The sequence below is a fragment of the Mariniflexile sp. TRM1-10 genome (assembly GCF_003425985.1).
Taxonomy (GTDB): Bacteria; Bacteroidota; Bacteroidia; order Flavobacteriales; family Flavobacteriaceae; genus Mariniflexile.
Genome location: NZ_CP022985.1, coordinates 3,567,192 through 3,592,010 on the forward strand (window position 1 = coordinate 3,567,192; position 24,819 = coordinate 3,592,010).

The window sequence follows — 24,819 nt, forward strand, 5'->3', positions numbered from 1 at the left end:
TAAGGAAAATGCTAAAAGACAATCAGCCGCTTTCAATTCTAATCATAGAAGATAATCTTGGAGATTTTGTGTTACTTGAAGACTATCTCCATGAAAAATTTGAGACTATCCAAATTTTTCACGAGGAGTTATTTTCCTCGGCAATTTCAACTATAAAATCTGTCAAAAAAATAGATATCATCCTTTTGGACTTGATATTGCCCGATTTTCAAAGAGAAATTCTGGTAGATAAAGTGCAGAAGCATACGGGCGATATTCCTGTAATTATTTTGACTGGATACACCGAACTTGTTTTGGCTAGAAAGCTCCTATCAGTGGGAGTGTCGGATTTTTTAATTAAAGACGAGATTAACCCAGAGATCTTATACAAATCCATAATCTATTCACTAGAACGAAAAAGTTATATAAGAGGATTAAAAAAAACAAAAAAAACATATCAAGATTTATTTAATTTGAGTCCACAGCCCATGTGGCTTTACGATATTTCATCCTTACATTTTTTAGATATAAATCAGGCAGCAATTGTAAAATATGGATATACTTTTGAAGAGTTTAGAAGTATGACCATAAAGGATATTAGACCCGCAAATGAAGTTGAACTGTTAGAAGATAGTTTAAGCCAACGTATGTTAAATGATTCTGACCGCTTTGCAGGTTTTTTTACCCACGTATTAAAGTCAGGTGAAAATATAAGTGTAGAAATTTATAGCAGTAACATAGAATATGATAATAAACTTGTAAGATTGGTATTGGCAAATGATGTCACGGACAAGTTAGAGTATTTAAAGAAAATTGAAGCACAAAACGTTAAATTAAAGAATATTGCATGGACTCAATCCCATATAGTTCGTGCTCCTTTATCACGAATTTTAGGAATAATTAATCTTTTAGAACTTGAAGCTTTTAATTCAGATGATTTACCATACCTGATAGACCAAGTCAAACAATCAGGTAATGAACTGGATAAAATTGTTCAAAATATTGTAGAAGAAACCAAATCACTAAACCTAAATACATTCCAAAATGAATAAGCATGTGTTATTGATAGATGATGATCCTATTTTTCATATTATCTTTATAAGGATGATTCAAAAAATATGTAAACATCTAAAAGTGATTTCTCTTTTAAATGGAAAAATGGCCCTTGATCATTTAAAGAAGAATTACACTTCTAATAATCAATATATTATTTTGCTAGATATTAACATGCCAGAAATTAATGGTTGGCAATTTTTGAAGGAAATAAAAAAATCGGGAATTATTAAAAATAACAATTTGACACTTTATATTGTTTCTTCTTCAACAGATATAGATGATATAAAGCAGGCTCAAAACCATGATCTTGTTAAAAGTATCTTTTCAAAACCATTATCGATTAACTCTGTAAAGCATATTTTGCAATCTTAATTTTAAGAGTAAATTTTCTTCATATAAATGTCATTAGCTTGGATAAAAATCAGTAATCATTTTTTAGCCAATTATAAAAAAGTTTAAATCACTTCTATAACAAATTATAGTAATTGTTGTAAAATGTAAACTAAATCTTTTCTTTTAAATGGTTTTTCAAGAAAAGCATCCATTCCATTATCCATGCAATTTTCAATATCCTCATGCAAGGTATTTGCGGTTGTTGCAATGATCTTAACGGGATCTTCTGCATTTAAACTCTTTTCCAATTCCCTTATTTTCAAAGTTGCTTCTACACCATCCATTACCGGCATCCGTATGTCCATTAATATGACATCAAACTTATGCTTCTGAAATAGATTAACAGCTTCCAAACCGTTTGTTGCGACTTCAACATGTGACGACAATCCACTCAATGTTATTTGAGCCACTTTAATATTGATTTTATTGTCCTCTACAATAAGAAACCGTTTATTTTTAAAGCTTATTAAATGGTTTTCGTTTTCTACACTTTCAAATTCTTTTTGCTCTTGCGGCATTCCTAAAACCTTTAGAATGACATTTAACAGTTGGTTCATCTTAATTGGCTTGTTAAGACCCGTTTCAAAACCAATTTCATTCATTTCAGATGTTTGTATGGCATCAATGATTGAAGACAATAAAATCAATTTTAAATCGCTTATTCTTTGATCTGCCTTAATTTGCTTTGCCAATTCCTTTCCGCTCATACCAGGCATTTGGTAGTCAACCAGCACTAAATCTATGGGGTTGCCTGAATCGTACTGTTCCTTAAAAAAGGATAATGCTTCAAATCCGTCTTTGAATTCAGATACTTTTACATGCCAGGTTTCAAGATAATTTTTGAATATTAGCCTGTTGGTTTCGTTATCATCTACAATGGCAATGTGCTTACCCTGAAGTTGATCTTTACATAAAAACATGTTATTGTTCTTAATTTCCCCAGATGCAGCAAACTTGCCCTTGAAAAAAAATGTAGACCCCGAGTTTGAAGAGCTTTCAAGATCCAATTCACCGCCCATTAGAGTGACTAACTTCTGGCAAATGGCCAGTCCTAATCCCGTTCCTCCATATTTTCTTGTTGTTGAAGGATCAACCTGAGAGAATGATTTAAATAGTTTTTTTTGATTTTCTTTTGAAATACCAATACCTGAATCTTTAATTTTAAATTGTATTTCATGGGTTCCGTTGGTTGTACCGATGTAGCTAACATGAATGACAACTTCTCCTTTAGAAGTAAACTTAATAGCATTATTTACCAGATTGGTAATGATTTGTTTTAAACGAACATAATCTCCTCCTACAAATTCGGGCACTTCAGGATCGATGTATGTTAATAAATCTATTGATTTTGATGTCGCATGGACTATATGAATATCTGCAACCTCTTCTATAACACTTCTAATATTGATAGGTACTGTTTCCAATTCCATTTTGCCAGACTCAATTTTAGAGAAATCCAAAATATTATTAATTAATGATAATAAAGTCTGTCCAGATTTCATTATAATATCCAGATATTCTTTTTGGGTGGAATCAAGTTTGGATTTACTCAAGATATCGGCCATTCCAATAACACCATTCATAGGTGTTCTAATTTCGTGAGACATATTGGCAAGAAACAAGCTTTTGGCCCGATTGGCTTCTTCTGCTTTTACCTTTGCCATCTCAAATTGTTGTTTGGTCAATTCTAATATGGTTACGTCTCGAGAGACTCCTACCAATCCTATGACTTTGGAATGTTCGTCACTTATAGGGATTTTAGTTGTAGATACCCAAATGGTTTTGCCATCTAGATTTTCTAGCTTTTCCACTTGGTTTATTATTTCCACATCATTTTTAAATACTGAAGAATCCTGTTTGTATATCTCCTCTGCTGTTTCTTTGGAAAGATAATCCAAATCAGTTTTTCCTATCATTTCGTTCACGTCTGTCTTTAAAAAAGAGGCAACGGCTTTATTTGCTCTGATGAATTTTGAATTCTTATCCTTGAAATAGATATAGTCAGGAACATTATCCATTAGTATCTGTAAGAGCTCTTTCTCCTTTTCAAGATTATCTTCTAATTTTTTTTGTTTTGTGAAATTATGTGAAATTCCCACGAGTCCTATAACTTCATTTTTGCTATTAACAAATGGGATTTTTGTTGTTAATTCCCAAAACCGCTCACCGTTTTTTATATGACTCTCCAATTTATCTATAATGACAGACCGTTTTTTCATAATTCTTTGTTCGTCTTCAAAAGCTTCTTTGGCGTGAACGGATTCAAAAAAATCAAAATCAGTTTTTCCGTACATTTCCTCAGGAGAGTTAAGTCCGAACATTTTTGCTAAAGCCATATTACATCGGATAAATCGAGAGTCCCTGTCTTTAAAATAAATTCTGTCAGGAAGATTGTCCATCAACAAATCCATGAATTTTTTTTCTTTACGAAGTTCATTCCCTATTTTATATTCATTTGAAACATCCCTTGAGATACCTACCATACCTATAGAATGGCCTTTGGCATCCTTTAAGGGTATTTTTGTGGCTCTAACATATTTATCTACACTTGAGGTCACAATATGCTCTAATTTATTGATTAGTGGAATGCCACTATTCATAAGATTTTGTTCATCTTTATAGGTTTCTTTACCCTGATTACCACCAAGAAAATCCTCATCGCGTTTACCTATGGCATCTTCTGGAGTATTGACTCCCAAAGTAACAGCCTGTGCATGATTAATTTTTGTAAATCTGGACGCTCTATCTTTAAAATAAATAGCATCTGGGATATTGTCCATTAAAAGATTAAGAAATTGTTGGTTTTCTAACTGTTTGTCATTTTTGATTTCTTCGCTATGGTTCTTATGCTTTGGAATATCCGCAAATGGGATAAAACTGTTATTAATCAATTTCAGCTTTGAAAATAATTTAAATACGTCTGCTTTATTGAATATATCTGGTAAACAATGGATCTGTGAATTTGGTATTTTAGGCAAACTTGTGAATGTTCCTGAAATGATGATTGGAGTCTTATTACCAACACCATCAATACCACTTGAAATGGCGTTGTCAAATTCTATGCTGTCAAATAATATAGCATCTGGTTTTAGTTGTTGTATTGCTATATTCAATTGGGTTATTTCACTAAAAAAGTAGTAGGATAATCCGGTAGATTCTGGTAAATATTGTAGCAAAAACTTAAAATTGTCTTTGCAATACACAAATAGTCTTTTCATTTTCTATTAATCACTATGGAGTTATTTTATTATTAATTTTGATTGAACTTTTTATAAATATAGTAAAAATCCTCTCATTCATTTTCTTCAGTATTTTTTTTCAGAAATAAAACGGGTTAAGCTAATGGTTTTATGGGAGCTAACTATTAAGCATTGTTCCATATTACTTATTTTGGTGATTCTGAAGGAAAGTTAATTGTTAACCATAAACTAGTGGATTTGCTAAATGTATTGCTTACACACGTAATTAAAGAAAAAAGCTGTGCTTAATATCGCCCCTTTCAAGGGAGCACATGGTGCTGACTATCATAGTTTTAAATTTTATTTTATCAATACCATCCCAATTCGTTACATTTGTAAATAGACGGTTATTAACTTTAATGATATTCATGCAGTTTGAAGTAAGTGTTTCAAGATAAAATATTTGAAGTTTTATAATTTGTACACTGATATATAGTATAATGACCAACTCAAATTTACCTACTTAAAATGATTTTTAAATTTAATGGCTAAAAATTTTCTTGAAACTTTCCTTCAAAATTATATGGTTCCCATATTAATGCTTTTGTTGCTTGTTCTTGTCATCATTATAGTATACCACAGATTAAGGTTTGTCTATCTTTCTTATAGAAAACGACAATATCATATAAAAATATCTGATGCATTAACGGAATTAACATTCTCGGGTTATGAAGGAGAACTTTTAAAAGCTGAAGTAGCTAAATTTAAATCGCGTTTTCCTTATCACAAAAAATGGTTTAGAAGACTTTTGCTTTCCTCGGTTCTGGATTTAAGTTTGAACCTAAAGGGAGACTTGATTTATCAAGTAAGGGAGATTTATATGGCTTTTGAGCTGCACAAGTATAGTTTGAAGCTTATCAAGCATCCGTATTGGAACATAAAATGTATTGGAATTAATCATTTTCAAGCCATGAATTTTGTTCACGGTCAAAAATACATCAAATCTTATATAACGTCCAAAAATGTCATTTTACGATCCAATGCCTATATAGCGCATTTGTATCTTACAACGGAGTCATTTGATTCTTTGGTGGATTACCCAAATCCTTTGTCAAGAGTTAATATGTATAAGGTAATTGATGTTTTATATATGAAACATGACACGATTCCAAAAAACATAGCTAGTTGGCTTGAAGCAAAAAATGAATCCATTGTTATTCTGGGTTTAAAAATCATGGTGTTTTACAATTACATAGCTGCACCCGAAAAAATCATGTCCTTATTGGACCATGAGCAAATTAGGATTAGGGAAGAGGCCATTCTTTCCATCGGGGAACTATTTTTAATTGATGCTGAAGAAGCATTACATAGCCAATTTGATAAAGAAGAAAAGTTGCTAAAGATAGAAATTTTGAAATCTCTGGCTGTTATAGGTAGTGAGACAAGTGTTTCGTTCATTACTAACGTTTTAAAACGTAACCACCTAGATAAAGATGTAAAGATGGAATTGTTGAGGTCTTTGAAATCCATTGATAATCAATACTATGATACCCGTTTTATACTTGATTTGGAAATAGACAGAATGAAAGCTCACCTAAATTGTGCATATTTATGAAAGACTTGTACGACTATTTGTTAAATTTTCTTGATATCTATGAATGGTTTATAGTAGGCTATGCGTCATTTTATGTAATTTCTTACTTGGTTTTTGCTTTTCTTTCTTATGTCGCTATTAGGAAATATGTTTTGATGAAGCATTATATCAATGAAGACATTTTGTTAAAATCAAACGAGGCAATTGGGGTATCTATAGTAGCTCCAGCTTTTAATGAAGGTGCGACCATAGTTCACAACGTAAAATCCTTATTGTCACTTTCCTACCCGAAATTTGAAGTGATTATTATCAATGATGGGAGTAGTGACGATACCTTAGAAAAACTTATCGCCGAATTTAATTTGGTTAAAGTCCCTTTCTTTTACCAAAGGCGTATAGAAACGGCTCCTGTAAGAGGACATTACAAATCTAAAAACCCAGTATATTCTAAGCTTTTGGTGGTAGATAAGGAAAACCGTAAATCGAAAGCGGATGCTTCAAATGTAGGAATCAATTCATCACAGTATCCCTTGTTTTTATGTACGGATGTTGATTGTATTTTAAAGCCCAACACCCTTGTAAAGCTTGTTAAACCTTTTATAGAAAGTAGGAGGAGGGTTATTGCGGCAGGAGCAGCCATACGAAGTTCGAATGCCAGTGAAGTTAATGAAGGTTTTTTAGTTAAAGTTCATTATCCCAACCAATGGTATCCCATGTTTCAGGAACTGGAATATGTGCGTGCTTTTTTGTTTGGAAGAATGGCTTGGAGTCAGTTGAATAGCCTTATTTTGGTTTCTGGGGGATTGGGTATGTTCGATAAAGAAGTGGCTATTGAAGCAGGCGGATATATGCATACATCTTTGGGTGAGGATATGGAACTCATCATTAGGATGCGAAAAGTGATGTATGATAAAAAGGAAAAATTTAAAATTAGCTACATCCCTGAGTCATTATGTTGGACAGAAGTACCTCCTAACCTCAAAATACTAATGCGTCAGCGTATTCGTTGGGCGCGAGGGTTGATTCAGACGCTCGTCATTCATAGAAAGATGTTTTTTAACCCTAAGTATGGCAGAACATCATGGTTTGCACTTCCTTATTTTTTCTTATTTGAATTTTTAGCTCCCATTATAGAAGCCTTTGGTATGTTGCTTATCGCTGCAAGTTTGATATTGTCCTTTTTTTATGCCGACTTTATCAACTATGACTTTTTGTTATGGTCCATGCTTTTTGTTTACCTTTTTTATATCAATATCACCATTATATCCATTTTGCTGGATGAATTGCTTTATAAAAGTTACGCGAACATTAGGGAAGTATTAAAGCTGATAGGCATGGCAATGGTAGAACCTATATTCTATCATCCGGTGGTGGTAGTGGCGGCATTAAAAGGGTATTGGCAATTTTTCTTAAAAAAAGAAGCTAAATGGGGCGTCATGGTAAGAAAAGGATTTACGGCGGTTAAAAAATAAATACTTTGATATGAAGATGACTAAAATACCTCAATTTTCAAAAAAGTTATGTGCTATTATAGTTTGTTTGCTTTTATTTAGCTCTCCCATGTTATTTGCACAGCGTATAAATACGGATAGTTTGCTCGTGCAGGCCTATAATTCTCTAAAACAAAAGGATTATGCCTTAGCTTTAAAGCAGGCACATTTAGGTAAAAAGATGAGTCCTGAGTATCTTGACTTTCAAGTTTTGATAGGTAGAGTCCATCAATTAACAAACCAACCGGATAGCACCAGAATATACCTTAACAGGGTTTTAGATAAAAATCCGGCTTATGAAGAGGCCTTTTTGTATTTAATTAACCTGGAATTGGAAACTGAAAATGAGGAACAAGCAGAAACACTCATAGATAAAGCTATAGAAGTTCATCCAGATAATAAAACCTTTCGTTTAAAAAAACTACAAGTGTATCAATTGCAAGAAGATGTTGATGATGAGCGAAAATATCTAAACAAATTGTCGTCTCTTTATCCAGAAGACTCTGAAATACAACAACGCCTTTTTTGGCTGGATTCCCGTTTTAATAGCGACCGGATAGGTTTGCAATACAGCCTGACTAATTTTGATAGAGACGCTGTAGGACCTTGGCATCTTGGAGCTTTACAATACATTGGTGAGCGTAAATGGGGTTCGGTTATAGGCAGGATCAATTATGCTCACCGACGTTCAAATGGTGCATTGCTATTGGACGGTATTCAATTTGAAGGAGAATCGTATTTCTTTACAGGTGAGAACAGTTATGCCAATGTATCGGTAGGGTATTCTGATGCTTTGGTGTTTCCAAAATGGCGTTTAGGCGCTTCTTATTTTCAGACTTTACCAAAAGGGTGGGAGGTTGATTTTGGCATGCGTTATACCTATGTAGCAGAACAAAATATACCCGCAGGAACTTTGGGTGTCGGAAAGTATTTTGGTTCTTACTGGATGCATCTAAGATCCTATTTTCAGGCACAGAATGAAAATGTCTATCCAGCATTTACTTTAACATCGCGTTATTATTACAATACACGTTTTGATTATGTCAATGTCATTCTTGGTTATGGCACTTCGCCTGATGAGCGTGTGATTCAGGCAGATTTAAACCAACGTGTTCAGCTCAACTCCTTCCGAGCTGGGTTGGGTTATTACAGACAGTTTGGAAGGCATTTTATTGCAGGTGTACAGGCCGTTTATAACCGTCAAGAATATATTGAAGGCAACTGGCAAAATGAGTTTGAAACCTTTGTAATGCTTCAATATCGTCTTTAATCTAAATAATTCCCCGACGGCTCTGCCTCGGGGTGTCCAATTCACCTCTCCTTTGGAGGAGAGGTCAGAACTGCCTTTTCGGGCAGTTCTGGGTGAGGTAAAATACAAAATTTCGGTTTTTGACCCAGAGGTCAAAATGAAACAGGCAAAATACCTTTATGGCACTGCCTCTTTTAGGATAGACTGTTTCAAGAAATTTTTTATTTCTTAATTTTTTTTCAGTGTATTAAAAACCACTTAAACAATAAAAAAGAAACGCTTTATTTATGAAATTTATAGCAAAAATCTTGTGTATTTAGAATAATTTTATATTTTAGCATATTATAAAGTGTTTTTGCCCGAAGACATTTTATGTGGAGTACCCAAATCTAAATAACCCAACCTATGAACCACGCAGAAAAAATTCTTGTCGTAGAGGATGATGCTCTGACATTACGAATCTTAAATTTTATATTAAAGAAAGAAGGTTACGCTGTTTCTAGCTCCCAAAACGGACTGGATGCGATAGAGCGTATGCATGTTATTCAACCAGATTTAGTAATCACGGATGTGATGCTCCCACTAAAATCTGGGTTGGAAGTAACAAGTTATTGTAAGGACCATTTCCCACATGTACCAGTCATTGTTTTATCGTCATTGGGTGAGGAAGAAGGGACTGTTACCAAAGCCTTCAACCTTGGGGCTGATGATTTTGTTGCCAAACCATTTAATCCCAATGAGTTTTTACTTCGTGTGAGACGTTTTTTAACGAGAACGGAAGCGACTATTGCTATTTAAAGCACCATCATTGTTGTTGAGAGTTGTTTGTTATTATTTTGATAAAACACAAACCTTCTATTAACAAGGGATTGGAGGCACGATACGAATACAGCATATAAAACGATTGTGGCGCACTTGCAAAAAATGGTGAAATGAGCCACTGTAAACGAGAATTATTATCACTTATTAAGCATATTCAAGTTTAAGCCATGAAAAGGCTTTGCAATAATTTTGCTAGGCTCGCTTTTGTCTGACTTAGAGGAGCTACCTTATTCTTATTATCAAATATAATCTCGTTTTAGATTATTTATTTCTTTAAGGACAGGAGCTATATAATCGAGAAATACAAAAGACCCCGCTTTATTGGCATAAAACCTATTAGTTAACATCCTATTGATACTTAAAAGTACCTAGATTGGCTAGAGTGTCTTTTGTTGAAAATATATTGGTTGTTTCTTTTTTCTGCCATACCCGCAATTTATTATTTAATATGTAGAAATAATATAAAGCGTGTTAAATTAAACTTAGGTATAGTCATTATTAAAGGGATATTATTTAATTGCTTCATCAACAATCTTACTATCTACAAACTGTTCGAAACTTACAATTTTGCTGTCTTTTAGTTTCCATACGTGGGCCACTCTGGCAGTGAATGATTTGCCTGTAAGCTTGTATGTTCCAGTATAGGTGCCGTAAGTTACCACTTTATCATCGCTGGCAACATAATCTTCTGGAGTAAATTTATAGTCCATCCATTCACTTCCCAATCTGCTAAAAACATTTTTGGTTACGTTTTCCAATCCAATATAAGTGCCTGCATACGGAAATCCTTTGGCTTCTGTCCAGGAAATGTCATCAGCTACATATTTAGCTAAATTTTTACCGTTTTCTTCCGAAGTTTTTCCTTCGTAAGTACTTTTTATGATGTCAAGATTTGTCATTGCCTTTTTATTTAAAGAACAGCTTGACAACACAAAAAGCATTACCAAGCTGTAGAGGATTGATTTTACCACTTCATTTCTCCGGTGTTTACTTTTGCTCCAATTTGTAATGCTGTTTCAAAAGTAAGTGTTGGATATTTTGTCTTTAAAGCTGCAATTAAAGCTTCTGATGTTTTATTGGTTTTCAAAGCTTCTTCGTAGAATTGAATGTAGCTTTTGGTGTGATTTACAGCGGCTATATCGAATGGAGAATTTGAATTGGCGTGTGCAGGAATCACAATTTCAGGATTCAAAGCTATAATTTTATCTAAAACCGACATCCAGTTTTTACGGGCTTCAGCGGTTTGTGCATCTGCCATCCAAAGATGGAAAGTGGTTCCAAAAACATTGATGCCGCCCACCACTGTTTTTATTGAAGGAATCCATATAAATGTTTTGTTTGGGAATTCTTCCAAACCAATTATTTCTAATTTTTGGCCTTCCAATTCCATGCTATTTCCTTTTAAGACTTGAGGTAAAATCACGTTTGACGTAATATTTTTACCCAATCTTTCACCCCAAACTTCTAGTTTCTTTTGAGCTGTAGCTTTGATATGTTCTACTGTTTCAGGAGAAGCATAAGCGGTAACTTCAGGGAAATGTTTTTTGAAGATTTCCAGTCCGAAGTAAAAATCAGGATCACCGTGGGAAACAAAAATAGTAGTTAGTTTTTTGCCACTTGCTTTAATTTCCTGTGCTACTTTTTCGGCATCTGCCAAAGTAAATTGTGCATCAATTAAAACCGAATCTGTTTTTCCGGATATAATTACTGATGTTACTCCAAAACTGTTTTCTGATGCGTTATAAACTTGAAGTTTCAATTTTTTAGTTTCGATGGTTTTGAAACCTTGTGCTTGTGTTTCCATATTAAATAAATTTAATGTTATTAATAATACTGTTGCAATAAGATTTTTACTCATGGTTTTAATATTTGTTTTGTATTAAATGATGATGTAAAGATGCAAGCATTTGATACACAAAAACTTTAAACTAGTTTAATAAATGGAGTGCGTCAATCTGTTTTGTGATGATTTCAAAAGAGGCATATCCTTGTTTTAAGATATAGAGTTTACCTTCTTTTTCAGTCAGAAGCGTAGGGTAGGAACTGGCATATTGTTGTGCCAAAGCAAAGGTTTCCTGTGTTTCTTTTTTAATGGTTTCAGAATGAAATATTTTTAGAAATTCAGCTTTATCCAAGCCTAAATTTTCACAAATACTAACATAAGTTTCATCACTATTCAAGTCTTTTCCGTACCAATATCTTGCTTTTTGTACTTCAATGGCGAAAGGAATGGATTGTGATGCCCATAACTTTTTTACACTAACAATGGCTCTTGATGGCACTTCGCTATCCAGAACGATATTTTCATTTTCGATAAACTCAAAATAGGTTTTACCAAATTCTGTTCCTGTGGTTTGTTGTACTTGGATATCGTGTTTTTTGATGAATTGTGCCATTTGTTTCGATTGTTTACGAGCATTTGTGCCAATCCACATTCCAGCAGGTAAAATTTCAAAATCAAGCAGGTTTTTATATTTTTCGAATAGTTTTTGTGTATTGGTGCTGTTTCCATAACACCAGCCGCAAAGCGGATCCATGACGTAAATTAGTTTACTCATTGTTTTATTGATTGCTAATACTATGCAAAGATGCTACCAAATGAAGTGCGAAAACATTAAACTAGTTTAATAAATCAAAATGGAATCTTATTTTTTAAAGGCAATTTTCTTTCGAATATTACTCAAAAATACATTGGTAATACCCAGATAAGCAGCTACTTGAATGTTGGAAAGGCGTTGTATTAGTTGTGGATATTTGTCTGCAAATTCTAGATAACGAAGTTCAGCTGTTTTGCTCAAATTGTCTATCATTCTCCGTTGGAGAGCTACGTGCGTTTTTTGGGTCATTACTCGAAATAGCTTTTCGATTTTAGGTAAATTGGCATAAGCAAACTCCTTGTCTTTTTTAGAAATTAAAAGTACCTCACTATCTTCAAGGGCCTCTATAAAAAGTTGCGATGGTGTCTCATTGGTAAAGCTATCAATGTCGGTAACCCACCAATTTTCAATAGCAAAATAGAGTATTTGTTCGAATCCATTTTGGTCAATATGATAGACTCGAAAAAGCCCTTTAATGACAAAACCTTCAAATTTGCAAACGTCGCCTACTCGTAACAAAAAACTTTTTTTCTTAATTGTTTTATGTTGAAACAAATTGCAGAATGCCTCCATTTCAGTATCTGAAAGTGAAATGTGTGCTGCAATGTTCTGTTTAAGAAGTTCGGTCATAGGTTTCCTTAAAGCGTATAAATATAATCAATTTTGATATGGAGAGAACGAATCTTGGGTTTTGATATTCTGGTTTATATTTATTGTAAACGAAATTAAGATAGAATGAATAATTTGAAATGTATGCAAAAGAAAAAAAGCTAATAAATTATAGTTTTAAGGGTTTTAGTTCAATTTACTTCCCTTTGATTGGACTTTGGTTAGTATTAAAATACTATTAGTCAAATTTTATGACCCGTAATAAAATTATAAAAAAGAGCAATTGACTTTGAAGCGTTTACTGAAATATTCTTAGATACCTTTCTTCTAAAAGAGTTTTGTATTTTTCTTTGTACTCTTCTGATAAGAACGAATTATTGATCCATTGAATAGCAATGGGTTTGTTTTTTTTGAAGCGTTTTGCAATACCGGTAATTTGTTTCTCGTTTAGATCTAACATTTTACCTAATCGTTCAAAATGTTCCCATTTTAGTTTTTTCTTTTTTCCTTCCAAGGTTAAAGCGAGTTCTTCAGTGTCGTCGGGGTTTACTATGGCTACGTTTAAAAGGTCATATGCTGGGGATAAAACCCAGTATGCTCCAGTGTTTAGCATAGAGAAATTTTTTAGATGCATGTCGTTATTTCCTGTAAGAAAGCTAAAAATAGCTAACTCAAGAAAATTAAGTTTGTCTAACAAGGTGTTATCGGAATACTCGTTTAGGGTTTTGCCTATTTTTTCCATGGAGCTTTTGTATTTGTCAAAAGCTTCTGTAATTTGAAACATGTCGAGCATGTGTATTTTTTGTCCTGTTTCTGTTCTGTCGATACGTTTAGTAATATAAGACAGTTCACCAGATTGCAACCGTATTAAACTGGATTTTACGGTTTTAATTCCAAAAGCTTCAGCGATGCGCATGGACAGATGTTCATTTTCGGGCATTTGTTGAAATTGGTCGGAAGGTGGTTTGAAAATATAGTTTCCACCTAAAGCACCAACAACGGTCAAACGTCCTTTGTTTCCATCCTGAATCGTATCGGTTATTAATGATAAGGAAAGCTTGGGCTGCACGCCAGGAACGGCTATACTTCTTTCTACTACATTTTTTGCTAGTTCTGCCATTTGTTTCAATGAATGTTCAAACAAGGGCTGCTGTTTGGTTCCGAAAAAATCTAAACTGCATTTTTCGTGAAAATCGCCAATTGTATTTTTGTCCAATGTTTTGTAGCAATATAGGCACTTTTTATTATTCATTTTCTTGTGGTATTGGTTGAACACTTACAGCTCCGATACAATTTTGGCAACAAACTAAGAGTAAGCCCATGCGGTCATTTTGATTGATTTTCCAATTTTTGGAAGCAATGTCCAATAGCCATCCTTCGGGGATCAATCCTTCAAAAAAAGGAAAAAGCCTTTTGTCAACGTAAGGTTTGGGGTTTACTGGCATGGTAAAGGTGAGAAACTGTCTTGGATGTTGTTTGATATATTTTTCTTCATATTGGAAAATATATTCACCTTCATCTGTCTCTGTAAGTATTCCTGCTAAGCTATCTTTATAGTATACGGCTGCTTTTCTCATCATTTGTTTATTTTGGTTAATTCTCTGGCATTGACTGGTGCCAAAGTATGTCCAAACATTTTTAACACCTGATTTACCTTCTCCATATTCAGGTTTTCTTTGCCTTGCTCTATTTTTCGAATCACCGTAAGTGCTACTCCAGCCCGTTCGGCAAAAGCCTCTTGCGTTAGATTTACTTCGTTTCTTTTTTCTTTTACAAAATCTGCTAGTGTTGTCATAGGCTGAAATTTATTGATTTTTAAAGTCCCTATGCAATCGCCATTTTAAGGATTTCAACTTTATTGTTGACGATGCCATGATTATATGCTTTTACAACGAATCTAAGCAAATATACTTTTATTATATGTTTTTGCATATAACATTAATGATTTATTTTGTTTTATATGTTTTTGCATATACTTAAATCGTAATGATTAACCAAGAAAGCGGCTAATATACCTGTCTTAATTGCCATTTTTAGCCTTTTATACCATTTGGAAACTTTGGTAAAATAGCATTATTTTTTGCCAAAGTTATATTGTTTGGTATTGTCCTAAATTTTGTTGATAATTGGGACAAGGTTTTGATTTCTATTTGCGATTCATTACAGATGATGTAGTATATAGTGAATAGAATATTTGTTAAGTTTTGGCAATATAAAGTTTATTGTCAAAACTTAATCGCATTTAAAGATGTCGAAAAAAACTTTTAAACTTCTTATGTATGAAATGCTTTTTCCATCAATTCTTGTTCGCTTCGGGGAATTCCTATTTCATTTGCAAACGTTTTCCATTTACTTATTACTTCTAACACTTCTTGTATAATGACCTCCATTTGGCTATTGTTTAAACGAAAATATTCACCCACACTTTTTGCTAAATCAAAATCTAAGGCATTGTTATCGGTATCAATGTTTAGTGCTAGACCATCTTTATCAATAGATGGATTAAGGTCATAAGCCGGAGATAAAATCCAACCTTCTTTGGTTAGTATAAAACCGTGGTTTCTTAAATGGTCATCGGTATTGGAAATGGCAATATTGAAGATGATTCTTCGCCATAGTTGGTGTAGATTGGCTTCTATGTTTACACCATAATTACTGATAAATTCGGCTATGTCTAGATAGCTTGCTTGATTGTCTCGAATGGTGTCTTCGTTATTTCCTGTCATTGTCATTGCGGAAGCAAAATGGATGCGTTCACCGTCTTCACGGTCGAAGCGTTTTGTAAAAAAGGTATGGTGTTTACCTAAAATTCTTTCCATGCGACATGGTGCCATTTCAATTCTTGCTTTAATAGCTAACTGATATGCTAAAAATTCCCATGCAGCTTTGTCGGTGGTGTCTGTCTTGGATGGAAATTTGGCAATCCAAAGACTTTTATCTGAGTTTAAAATATTGGCTTTAGGTCTAGCACCACCTAATGATGAGCCTGGTGCCATCAATACGGATAACCATCGATTTACTTCTTCATTATCCGTGTTATTTTCGAAGATATGCGCTGCGTTCTGTAATTCTCTAATGGATGACCAAGGAGGAGTGGAAGCGGTTTTATTATTGTCTAAGAAGTTTCCATCTGGATCTGTTTTAAAACGCAATGCTCCCATACGGCTTTCGTCATATACTCCTAAAAGAAAATCAATATCGTAGAGTGTTTTAGGTTTTTCGTTTTTTTCTTTTGCTTGTTGTGCTTCTCTTCGTTTCATTAATGTGCGTCCCCAGGTGTCGGGCATACTGTCTAGAAATATTCCGAAGTTTTCTTTTTGGTTTGGATATTGTGGACCCCCATAGAGTTGGATATCTGGGTCTAGCAAAAATTTTTGTTCTGATTTGAGCCACTCCTTATCATACTCAAAGCTGAATGCTTTCTTGCCTTTGGCTTGCTGAGCTGACAGGATACCGATATTTTTTGGTCCCTGCATACCCTTCCAGTGGGCATATACGTATATGTTGGTTTTTGTAGACATCTTTATTGCTAGAATATTACACCTAATTAAATTATATAATTGTTTAATTGTTCTCGATGTTTCGAGAATGTTTTCTGCCGCAAACCTTCTCTCAACTCGAACTGACGAGTTACTTATTATTTAAGGAGGTCTAGGTCTTGGAGCTTTCTTCCTAGTTCATCGTCTGCTGCTAATTTCAGGAAATCATCTTGTAATCCTAATACACGTAGCACATTGAAATAGGCACCCATAGCTACGCTTGTATTTCCTAACTCAATGAGATACAATGTTGACCTTGCAATATCTGCTCTTTCGGCTACTTGAACCATGGTGAGTTTTCGCCTTTTACGAGCCATTTTTATATTTTCTCCCATTTGTTCCAAAATCTTATTATATTTTGGAAAAACGGATTGCTTTTTGCTAATTGCCATATTAAATGTTTGTTATTATGAACAAATATAGCTTTTTTGTTTTAAATAACAAACATATTAATTTTTTAGTTTTGATATAACTTTGGCAAAAAGCATAATTTATTGCCAAAATTATATGGTGGTTGTTTTTGTGAAGAATAATTAAAGGCTCTGCCCCAAGGGTATTTATTTTATAAGGTTTTTAATATAAATAACAGCGCTTTTATAAATAAGTAACCTAATTAAAGCAACAAAATACAACTTGAACCGTTTTTTTAGATTAAAAAGAGGTACTAATATTATATTTTCTTAAGTTTATTCTACCAACACCCATGAGAATGGCACACACACGAGGATGATTAGGGTGTTCCATCTGAACAAATTAAAATAATAAAAATAAACAGATGAAATCTCCCAAACATAGAATTACTTTTAAAGTTCTAATAGGCTATTTTATTCTTGGGGTTTTAGCAACCATCTCGGGTATTTTGGTACTTTCTGAAATCAAAACGTTTACCAAATTGCAAAGGGAAGATATCTCAGACCGAAATAAAATTGTAAAAATTGGTAGCTTAATTGCCGATATTTACGAAAAGGAAAGTTTGGCAAGAGCTGCTATCCAACTAAATTCCACAAAAAAATTTAATGAATACGTTCGTGAAAATGAGCAATTATTATTAAAAATAGATTCATTAAGCTTTATTGTTGACAATACGTCACAGGCATCTATTTTAGATAGTGTTAAGTTGGTTATTGATATAAAACAAAAAAACATCACCGATTTAAAAAATCTAAAACTTAAGGACAATTCTGCAGAATCTATAAGTACAGCCATCAATAAGTTAAGCTCTATTGACCCACTTTTAGGTAAAATTTCTATTAAAGACTTTGTTGAAAATCCTGAATATTTGGATAAAGAAACGCATCAAAACTTTGAAGAATATGTTAAAATACTTAATAAATACAACCCTAAAGATTCGATTAATAGAATTGATCAAAAACAAATAGATTCGTTATTGTCCATTTCCAAAAAGATGCTATTGGAAGTTCAAAAGGAAACCAGCATCCAACGTAAATCTTTACAGAGAAAAGAACGTCAACTGATTGAAAATGATTTAACTATTTCTAGAAAATTACGGGAATTGCTAAGCAATCTAGAAAAGGATATTATTCTTTACGCCAGCAGCATTAATAACCAAAGAGAAAAAACCTTAAATCATAGTAAAAATATTATTCTGTTTGCGGCTGGTATTAGTTTTATCATCATCATTGTTTTTTCCATTATATTTTTAAATGATTTTTGGAAAAGTCAGCGCTATCGTAAACAGTTAGAGCTTGCAAATAAAACCACGTCTTCACTTTTAAAAAGCAGGGAACAGCTAATTTCTATGGTAAGCCATGATTTAAGAACACCTTTAAGCACTATTGTGGGCTTTAGTGAATTGCTTCAAAAGTCAACTTACGGCACTAAAGAAACAAATTATGTTGACCATATTCGCAATGCCTCAACATATATGGGACAGTTAGTTGATGATCTTTTAGAATTTTCAAAATTGGAAAACGATACCATATCTATTGAATCCATTCCTTTTAATTTGGAAAACCTTGTAAACGAAATTATTCAAAACGTAAAAAACCTTTCCCAAAGTAAACCAATAAATTATGAAATAAAATTTGACAGAGCCATAGATCGCCACATTATTAGCGATCCATTTAGGATAAAACAAATTCTAAATAATTTGGTAACAAACGCCTATAAATTTACCAATGAAGGCACAATAACCGTTAAAACCCTTTTAATAAAAGACCATAATAAAAATATACTACAAATTTCTATAAAAGACACAGGCATAGGTATTAGTAAAGAACAACAGCAAAACATTTTTAAAGCATTTACGCAAGCCAATGATCACACAGAAAATAAACAACATGGGTTTGGATTAGGATTGACTATTTCTAAGAAACTTGCTGAGTTATTGGGCGGCACAATAACTTTAGATAGCGAATTAGGAAAAGGAAGTACTTTTATTTTAAGAATTCCAATAACTTTTTCTGATAAGATTTTAAGTAAAAATAAACTTCCTAAAGCAGATACTACTTTTAATATTAAAGCAATAATTGTTGAAGACGATGCTTCCATACAGCAACTGTTAAGTGATCTTTTGAAGCAATACCATATAGAGGCTTATGTTTTTGATAATGCCCAAAAAGCTTTAGATGCTATTGAAAACATTCCGTATGATGTCGTTTTGACGGACATTCAGCTTCCAAAAATGAATGGCATCCATTTTATGGAGATTCTTAAGAAACACAGTTCATACAAGAATCAACCTATAATAGCTATGACCGGAAGAACAAATCTATCAATTGAAGATTATATTAACAGTGGTTTTTCAGATGTATTAATTAAACCATTTAATCCCAATAAACTCCAAAGTATTTTGCAGTATTATTTTTATTCAATTTTGTTGAAGAGCCATAGTAAACCTGTGAACGAAGATGCTAAAGAAACCAATGGGTTCAGTATTGCATCCTTAGGTTCTTTTTTAAATAATGATGCTATGGCAATAAAAAAAACTTTGCGTATTTTTTTAGAAGACACGAAAAAAAATAAGCTATTGTTACAACAGGCCAAAAAAAATAATGACGTGAAAAGTATTAAAAATATTAGTCATAAAATGCTTAGTATGCTTAAACAATTGGATGTAAAAATTCTCATTCCTTATTTAGAAGCATTTGAAACCAGCACGACTATTGAAGATAAACTTTTTGTTGATTTTGAAAACAAATTAAGCAGCTTGATAGCATCTTTGGAAGATTATATTAATTAAGGCTGTATTCCTTCATTTTATTATAAAGGGTTTTTCTAGTGATGTTTAATAATTTGGCCGCTTGCGTTTTATTATTGTCAACTTCCTGCAAAGCACTTATAATAAGCTCTTTTTCATTTTCTTTAGTAGAAAATTTATTCAATAGCACATTGCTTTTTTTTATGTGAATCAATTCGACAGGTAAAACACTTTTATCAATAATGTCTGTCTGTGTTAACAATGTAGCTCTTTTTATGGTATTTGATAATTCTCTTAAATTGCCCGGCCAATGATAACTTTGGAAAAGTGTTAACACATCTTTTGAAAATCCTACGACTGACTTATTTAACTGTTTGTTTGCCATTTCCAAAAAGAAATCAGCATACAAAATCAAGTCGTCATGTCTATCTTTTAAACTAGGCACTCTTATAGAAAACTCATTTAAACGGTGGTACAAATCTTCACGAAAATCTCCTTTTTCAACAGCCTCTAGTAGATCTTCATTGGTTGCAGTAACCAAGCGTATATCAACAAAAATTTCCTCACTACTTCCTATGGGCTTAACCTTTCTTTCCTGTAGTGCACGCAGCAGTTGTATTTGATTTTCATAAGATAAATTACCAACTTCATCTAAAAAAAGCGTACCACCATTAGCCGCTTCAAAATGGCCTATTTTATCATTTATAGCACCGGTAAAAGAACCTTTTTTGTGTCCAAAAAATTCACTTGAAGCAAGCTCTTTTGGTATGGCTCCACAATCAACCGCTACAAAGGGCTTATCACCACGTAAACTTTTTAAATGAATATTTTTAGCAACCACTTCTTTTCCGGTACCGCTTTCACCTGTTATTAATACCGACATATTAGTAGGCGCCACCAAATGGATGTATTCACTTAAGGTTTTTGAAGCTGAACTGATGCCCGTAACAAAATCAGCATTGGAATTACTGTTATTCTTTTGTGGGGTATGTTCTGAAGCAATAGTATCTGCTTTTTTTACTTCTAAAGCATTACTAATAACCTCCAAAACTTCACTTGGGTTGAAAGGTTTTGAAATATAATCGAATGCACCCTGTTTCATTGCCTGTACCGCTGTAGATACCTCGGCATAACTCGTCATTAAGACCACAGGAATATCATTATTATTCTTTATTTGCTTTAATAGGCTAATACCATCGCCATCAGGAAGACGTAAATCGGTAAAAACCAAATCGTAATTTTGTTTTTTTAATAAAAGAGAGGCATTATGAATATTATAACTTAGATCAACTACATATTTATGACGTTCAAGGAAATGCTTTAACATTTCAGAAAATGTCACATCATCTTCTATTAATAAAATATGTTTCATAAAATCGAGACTATTTTGTAAAAGTAGTAAGATAATATAACATACACCTTTAAAAAAAACATAAAAAAAAAGACGTTTTTAGTTAAAAAAACGCCCTTTTCAATGGATTAATGGATGTAATATATGCTGCTATTATTCAGTAACGGTGCTTTCTTCTAACCAGTTTCCATCTTTATCGGCATAAACTGTGCTAGTGCTTCCATCAATGGTAAGCTCTAATTTGTATTGCTCGCTCTCATTAACATAAGCCTTGCTTATTGTAGCCGATGCAAAATCTTTCGTTACAGCATCGGTAACGGCAGCTGGTAACTTATCAACAGCAATTTCTTTGAACTTGTCATTCATTACCACGTTTATAACTTCATCAACTGGTGAGATACTGTTGGATAATGCAAATATTGAAACTCCACTTGCTAAAATTGCTACGGTTAAAATTAATTTTTTCATGATTTTTAAGATTTAAGATTTTAATTATTAATTATTTTATTAATTTATTTACGATTAGTATAAAGAAATAAATATGCCATGAGTAATAATTAAAAACAAAATACGCGTAAAATATTGATTTTAAGTACTTTGTGATATTTTCACGATTTGGGAACCAAATCGTTGATGTGTAAAAAGTGTGTAATTCCAGCATGGGGCGTGTAAAAATTACACTATTGTTTTTCCGGTAAAATAAATAATACCATTCATGCTAAACTTTACTGTATTTATTCCTACATTATATTCTATAGGAGTTAAAGTTGTTATTTTAAAAATATTGCGAAATTGTAAGTGGGTATAATTTGAAGATTCATATAAACTTGCTCTTAGTAAACTAATTGTATTAAAATTTGATTAGTTTTACTATTTAGAACTTGTTTAAACTTTTCACAATTGTCTAAAAATTAGTCAAAAAAGTTTAAACGAGTTCTTATACTGATTTGTAAATTTCAAAAACTATGTCACCAATAAAACATTGTAATAGTTTACTTTTCCTTTGTCTTTTACTAATTTCTCAAGTATCGATAGCCCAATTTACACCCTTTTTTCAAAATTACTCTTTATCGGAATATAATGCAGGGAATCAAAATTGGGGTGTTTCCAGAGCAGAAAATGGTATGCTATATGTCGCTAATAATAACGGTTTGTTAGAATATGATGGCATTAAATGGGACTTTATGGAGCTGCCAAACAAAACCACCATTCGATCTGTTTTAGCTTATAAAGAATTAATATATACAGGATCCTATGAAGAGTTCGGGTATTGGAAAAAGAATTCTAAAGGCGTATTAATTTATAGTTCTCTAAGCAATTCAATAAAAGAAAAAATTTCACCTAATGAAGAAATTTGGCAAATTTTACCCTTTAAAGAAGGCATTGCTTTTAGGTCTTTTCTAAATATATACATATATAAATTTAATGGTGAAATAACGAAGATAAAACCAAAATCTATAATTATTTCGTGTAGTGTCGTTGATAATATATTGTATGTAGCGACACTTAATGATGGCATTTATGAATTTAAGAATAATGAGTTAATATCAAAAATTGAGGATAAGACTATAGATAATACTAAAGTCTTATTTATTACTAAGTACAAAGGAAAATTACTTTTAATAACATCACTTAAAGGATGTTTAATTTATGAAAACAACACTCTAAAACCCGCAGATTTTGAAATTAATGATATCATAAAGCAACATTTGCTAAATGGGTTCTCTTTATTGAATAAAGGAAATATGGCTTTTGGAACTATAAAGGATGGTATCTATTTCACAAATAATGAAGGAAAAGTAATTTTTCACATCAATAAAGAAAACGGGTTAATAAACAATACTGTTTTAAGTCAATATTTAGATAGTGATAATAAATTATGGTTGGGCTTAGACAATGGAATAGCATGCGTTGATTTAAATAACAATAATTCCTTTTTTAACGATGTCTCTGGCCGATTAGGGGCGGTCTATGATGTTATTAAGTTTAAAGATGTCATTTATCTAGGCAGTAATACAGGCTTGTTTTATTTAGATAAAGAAAATAGTTTGCAATTTATAAAAGGTTCTCAAGGACAAGTGTGGAATTTAAAGGAAATTGAGGGAGAATTATTTTGCGGGCATAATGAGGGGACATTTTTAGTAGAAGATTATGCACTTAAACTAGTGTCACCGGTTACAGGAGGTTGGGTTATAAAAAAAGCTCCAGAACAAAACAGTACATATATTGAAGGCACCTATACAGGATTGGTTAGATTAAAAAAGGAAAACAATATTTGGTCGGCGAAACATCTTGGAAAAACCACCATGCCCATTAAATATTTGGTTTTTGAAAATCAAAATACAGCTTGGGCTGCACACGCCTATAAAGGCTTATATAAAATTAAGTTTGATAAAAACTACGATACCATTATAAGTATTGAAAATTATAATACTAAAGGTGTTTTTCCAGATTTTAATATTAGGGTTTATAAAATTAAAAGCGATATCTGTTTTAAAACAAATGATGGTTGGTTAAGATATGAATCAATTTTAGATAGTATTGTTCCATATGATGTATTAAACAAAAGTTTTGGAAGGGATTCTTATGTAATATCTGAAGAAAATATTAATCAATTAGTTTTAAAAACCAATAATGATGCTATTCGTTTTAAATCCTTACTAAATAACGAAAAAGAAATATCACTATCTAATAACTATTTTGAAAATAGATTAATTGTTGGTAACGAAAATGTTTCCAGTATAAATGATTCCATATTTGCATTGAATCTAAACAATGGTTTTATGCTTATCGATAGCAGGTCAGATTCCCAAGCAAAACTATATAAACCAACTATTGATAATATTGAAATTGATAAAGTACTAATAGATTTTAATTTAAATAAAAAGACATCTATAAAGTTGAACAGTAGTTTTGGTGTTTCAATATCATCACCAAAATCAAGTAATCATTTTTTTGAGTATTCTATAGTAGAGTTAGATCCTAATAAATGGAAAAGATTAGAAAAAAACAAATTAGAGCTATCAGGTCTAAAAGATGGAACATACACCATACTATTCCGAACCAGAAATTATCTAGATAAGCCTTCCGAAACATCTAAAATTCAAATAAATGTGTTACCACCTTGGTATAAAGATACTATCGGAATTGTTCTTTATTTTGTACTTATTGCACTTGGTATTGGCACATTCTATTATTATAATAAGCAAAAGATAAAAAGAGAGCAACGGTTATTAAAGATTAAATATGCCAAAGAACAGCAAGAAATTGTTAGAGAGAAAAATTTAGAGAATGAAAAGAGAATCGTCCAATTAAGGAACGAGTCTCTTAAAAATGAAGTTAAATTAAAAAGCAAACAGCTGGCTAATACAGCTTTGGCATTAGTTAAGAAAAATGAAACCTTACAGGACATCAAAAAAGAGTTAGCCAGTAACAAAGATAGTTTCGATAATCAATATGCTTTTAAGAAGATATTGAATAAAGTAGATAGTTCTATTGCACATAAGGATGAATGGAAAGTTTTTGAGTATAACTTTAATCAGGTCCATGAAGATTTTTTCAAGAGTTTAAAATCAAAACACGCCAACTTAACCCCAAAAGATTTAAGGATTTGTGCTTACATCAAAATGAATTTATTGAATAAAGAAATTGCACCTTTAATGAACATATCTGTAAGAGGTTTAGAAACACATAGATACAGATTAAAAAAGAAACTGAATTTAGAAAATGATATTTCTGTATCACATTATTTAATAAATCTCGAATAATCTATTGTTAAAAATACGTTATTCGTAATTTTTT

Annotated in this window: 20 protein-coding genes; 8 read left to right on the top strand and 12 right to left on the bottom strand. The window is 32.3% G+C overall.

Annotated elements, in window-relative coordinates; genetic code table 11:
* Window positions 1–8 precede the first annotated feature (8 nt).
* Together CJ739_RS14880 and CJ739_RS14885 are read left to right on the top strand one after the other, a co-directional pair.
* Entirely contained in the window at window positions 9–1,031 is a 1,023-nt protein-coding gene (locus CJ739_RS14880) for a response regulator (protein WP_117176705.1), read from the top strand.
* A complete protein-coding gene (locus CJ739_RS14885) occupies window positions 1,024–1,407 on the top strand; it encodes a response regulator (RefSeq protein ID WP_117176707.1) in 384 nt (127 codons plus the stop codon). Before CJ739_RS14880 ends, CJ739_RS14885 begins: the two co-directional genes overlap by 8 nt.
* Before the next feature lie 104 nt (window positions 1,408–1,511).
* On the opposite strand, the gene CJ739_RS14890 is transcribed toward CJ739_RS14885, so the two are convergent.
* Window positions 1,512–4,646, bottom strand: coding sequence for a PAS domain-containing hybrid sensor histidine kinase/response regulator (locus CJ739_RS14890; protein ID WP_117176710.1), 3,135 nt, complete (start codon window positions 4,644–4,646; stop codon window positions 1,512–1,514).
* Between the two features lie 505 nt (window positions 4,647–5,151).
* On the opposite strand from CJ739_RS14890, the gene CJ739_RS14895 reads away from it, so the two are divergent.
* The 4 genes from CJ739_RS14895 (at window position 5,152) to CJ739_RS14910 (ending at window position 9,738) form a co-directional block, all read left to right on the top strand.
* On the top strand, window positions 5,152–6,222 hold the full coding sequence (locus CJ739_RS14895; RefSeq protein WP_117176712.1) for a HEAT repeat domain-containing protein: 1,071 nt from the start codon (window positions 5,152–5,154) through the stop codon (window positions 6,220–6,222).
* The gene (locus CJ739_RS14900) at window positions 6,219–7,673 is read left to right on the top strand and encodes a glycosyltransferase family 2 protein (RefSeq protein ID WP_117176714.1); all 1,455 of its coding nucleotides are present in this window, start codon (window positions 6,219–6,221) and stop codon (window positions 7,671–7,673) included. Before CJ739_RS14895 ends, CJ739_RS14900 begins: the two co-directional genes overlap by 4 nt.
* Window positions 7,674–7,683: 10 nt before the next feature.
* Window positions 7,684–8,961 carry a YaiO family outer membrane beta-barrel protein gene (locus CJ739_RS14905; RefSeq protein ID WP_117176716.1) on the top strand — a complete coding sequence of 426 codons (1,278 nt, stop codon included), beginning with the start codon at window positions 7,684–7,686 and terminating at the stop codon, window positions 8,959–8,961.
* 384 nt (window positions 8,962–9,345) lie between these two features.
* A complete protein-coding gene (locus tag CJ739_RS14910) occupies window positions 9,346–9,738 on the top strand; it encodes a response regulator transcription factor (RefSeq protein ID WP_117176719.1) in 393 nt (130 codons plus the stop codon).
* 533 nt (window positions 9,739–10,271) lie between these two features.
* Here the strand turns inward: CJ739_RS14910 and CJ739_RS14915 are convergent.
* From CJ739_RS14915 to CJ739_RS14955, 9 genes are all read right to left on the bottom strand, one after another.
* The gene (locus CJ739_RS14915; RefSeq protein ID WP_117176722.1) at window positions 10,272–10,661 is read right to left on the bottom strand and encodes a nuclear transport factor 2 family protein; all 390 of its coding nucleotides are present in this window, start codon (window positions 10,659–10,661) and stop codon (window positions 10,272–10,274) included.
* A gap of 65 nt (window positions 10,662–10,726) precedes the next feature.
* A complete protein-coding gene (locus CJ739_RS14920) occupies window positions 10,727–11,620 on the bottom strand; it encodes an MBL fold metallo-hydrolase (protein ID WP_117176724.1) in 894 nt (297 codons plus the stop codon).
* A 70-nt stretch (window positions 11,621–11,690) separates the two neighbouring features.
* Window positions 11,691–12,320, bottom strand: a complete 630-nt coding sequence (locus CJ739_RS14925; protein WP_236951518.1) for a DsbA family protein — start codon at window positions 12,318–12,320, stop codon at window positions 11,691–11,693.
* A gap of 87 nt (window positions 12,321–12,407) precedes the next feature.
* The gene (locus CJ739_RS14930) at window positions 12,408–12,989 is read right to left on the bottom strand and encodes a Crp/Fnr family transcriptional regulator (protein WP_117176726.1); all 582 of its coding nucleotides are present in this window, start codon (window positions 12,987–12,989) and stop codon (window positions 12,408–12,410) included.
* A 277-nt stretch (window positions 12,990–13,266) separates the two neighbouring features.
* The gene (locus CJ739_RS14935; protein ID WP_409446044.1) at window positions 13,267–14,184 is read right to left on the bottom strand and encodes a HipA domain-containing protein; all 918 of its coding nucleotides are present in this window, start codon (window positions 14,182–14,184) and stop codon (window positions 13,267–13,269) included.
* 28 nt (window positions 14,185–14,212) lie between these two features.
* On the bottom strand, window positions 14,213–14,545 hold the full coding sequence (locus CJ739_RS14940; RefSeq protein ID WP_117176731.1) for a HipA N-terminal domain-containing protein: 333 nt from the start codon (window positions 14,543–14,545) through the stop codon (window positions 14,213–14,215).
* Window positions 14,545–14,763, bottom strand: a complete 219-nt coding sequence (locus CJ739_RS14945) for a helix-turn-helix domain-containing protein (protein ID WP_117176733.1) — start codon at window positions 14,761–14,763, stop codon at window positions 14,545–14,547. Before CJ739_RS14945 ends, CJ739_RS14940 begins: the two co-directional genes overlap by 1 nt.
* Window positions 14,764–15,241: 478 nt before the next feature.
* Window positions 15,242–16,489: a type II toxin-antitoxin system HipA family toxin gene (locus CJ739_RS14950; RefSeq protein WP_117176735.1), complete on the bottom strand. Its 1,248-nt coding sequence runs from the start codon at window positions 16,487–16,489 to the stop codon at window positions 15,242–15,244.
* A 116-nt stretch (window positions 16,490–16,605) separates the two neighbouring features.
* Complete coding sequence (locus CJ739_RS14955) at window positions 16,606–16,899, bottom strand: helix-turn-helix domain-containing protein (RefSeq protein ID WP_117176737.1); 294 nt, start codon at window positions 16,897–16,899, stop codon at window positions 16,606–16,608.
* A gap of 383 nt (window positions 16,900–17,282) precedes the next feature.
* On the opposite strand from CJ739_RS14955, the gene CJ739_RS14960 reads away from it, so the two are divergent.
* A complete protein-coding gene (locus CJ739_RS14960; RefSeq protein ID WP_117176739.1) occupies window positions 17,283–19,709 on the top strand; it encodes a hybrid sensor histidine kinase/response regulator in 2,427 nt (808 codons plus the stop codon).
* On the opposite strand, the gene CJ739_RS14965 is transcribed toward CJ739_RS14960, so the two are convergent.
* The gene (locus CJ739_RS14965) at window positions 19,702–21,039 is read right to left on the bottom strand and encodes a sigma-54-dependent transcriptional regulator (RefSeq protein ID WP_117176741.1); all 1,338 of its coding nucleotides are present in this window, start codon (window positions 21,037–21,039) and stop codon (window positions 19,702–19,704) included. The genes CJ739_RS14960 and CJ739_RS14965 overlap by 8 nt on opposite strands.
* Before the next feature lie 132 nt (window positions 21,040–21,171).
* Window positions 21,172–21,486 (bottom strand): hypothetical protein, encoded by a 315-nt coding sequence (locus tag CJ739_RS14970; RefSeq protein WP_117176743.1) that lies wholly within the window; start codon window positions 21,484–21,486, stop codon window positions 21,172–21,174.
* A gap of 497 nt (window positions 21,487–21,983) precedes the next feature.
* Between CJ739_RS14970 and CJ739_RS14975 the strand changes: the two genes are divergently transcribed.
* Window positions 21,984–24,785, top strand: a complete 2,802-nt coding sequence (locus CJ739_RS14975; protein ID WP_117176745.1) for a helix-turn-helix and ligand-binding sensor domain-containing protein — start codon at window positions 21,984–21,986, stop codon at window positions 24,783–24,785.
* Window positions 24,786–24,819 lie beyond the last annotated feature (34 nt).